The organism is Vibrio sp. Vb0667 (assembly GCF_033391095.1).
The window spans coordinates 1-1176 of record NZ_JAWPOL010000283.1 but is presented as its reverse complement, the minus strand read 5'-3'; the positions used below and the strand labels follow the sequence as shown (position 1 = coordinate 1176).

Annotated in this window: 2 protein-coding genes; both read right to left on the bottom strand. The window is 41.2% G+C overall.

All coding sequences use genetic code 11. The features are described from left to right. Positions 1 to 189: 189 nt before the first annotated feature. Positions 190 to 789, bottom strand: a complete 600-nt coding sequence (locus tag R8269_RS25295) for a TetR/AcrR family transcriptional regulator (protein ID WP_005463060.1) — start codon at positions 787 to 789, stop codon at positions 190 to 192. A 48-nt stretch (positions 790 to 837) separates the two neighbouring features. Continuing rightward, positions 838 to 1161, bottom strand: coding sequence for a N(4)-acetylcytidine aminohydrolase (gene yqfB / locus R8269_RS25290; RefSeq protein WP_005485079.1), 324 nt, complete (start codon positions 1159 to 1161; stop codon positions 838 to 840). Positions 1162 to 1176: the final 15 nt, after the last annotated feature.

Sequence of the window (1176 nt, the reverse complement as noted above, 5' to 3'; positions counted from 1 at the left end):
GCGTGATGCTAGGACGATTCTACGATTGGTTGCGTTAGTCATGTTTATCTCACTTATAGATTAGACCGGTCGTCTAGTGTTCATTCCAAAATATCCCGCTCTTAGAGCGGGAAGATTTAGTGTGTTCCAAAAGGTTAATAGCCCAAATGAAACACGTGTAGGGTATTCATCTTACTTTAACGTTACTTGTTATGGGCAAGTACGCGTGTTTTGCAGTAGATGTTGAGTATAGGTCAGGCTTTGCGTGAGCGCTTCCTGATCTTGATACAGTTTGTTCAGTAAGCTTGCGCCATTCCAAAGATAATAAATCTGTCTGGCCAATAATGCGCTATCACCGTTTGGGATAGAGCCATCTTGAATACCGACATCAATACACTCAGCCATAGCTTGAATGGTCTTATCAGCGCCTCGACGCAGTGCGATACGCATAGGCTCCGATAAATCTGACACTTCGGCGCTTAGCTTCACTAACAAGCATTTGTTTGCATTACAGACATCATCTTCTACTTTTACCATTTCTTCAAAGTAGCTCATTAAGCGTTGGTAGCCATTGAGCTCGGTATTAGTGAAGCGGGCAGTCAATTGTTCAAAGTACTTGTTGAAGTAATCTTGAATCATTGCCTCACCAAACTGTTCTTTAGATTTGAAGTAATGATAAAACGAGCCTTTTGGCACTTCGGCCGTTTTTAGTAGCTCTGAAAGTCCAACACTCGTAAACCCTCGGGTAACAATCAATTCGTATCCGACGTCGAGAATGTGTTGGCGTGTGTCATTTGTTTTTGCGTTCATGGGCGGTACTATAAGATGAATTAGACCAGTCGTCTAGTTTTTTGTGGTCTACTTTTTGATCAATTCGTATTCGATAACAAATAGCTTATCGATATCCGGATAGATTTCTCGAATCAACTGTTTGAGTTTTGGCAATTCGATGGCTTCTTGTTCCGCGTGAAACTCGTTGATTTCATCAAAGTTTAATGGCTCAACAGACAAGATCTTGATATCACAAACCTTACGGTCAGTTTCCAAAGTGAATACTTCTACTTCTGTGTTCGGTACATAGTGACTTTCTGATTCGTCACGAATAGTGATGGTCTTTTGGCCAGAAGTGATCAATGGCGTGAGAAATTCGAAAAAGGTAATTTTTGTTGGATGAGATGACATGAGGCTCTCTTTTCT

Bases quoted from the DNA above. Each gene is read 5' to 3' on its own strand.
- R8269_RS25295 (WP_005463060.1), bottom strand. From the start codon at position 789: ATGAACGCAAAAACAAATGACACACGCCAACACATTCTCGACGTCGGA.
- yqfB (WP_005485079.1), bottom strand. From the start codon at position 1,161: ATGTCATCTCATCCAACAAAAATTACCTTTTTCGAATTTCTCACGCCA.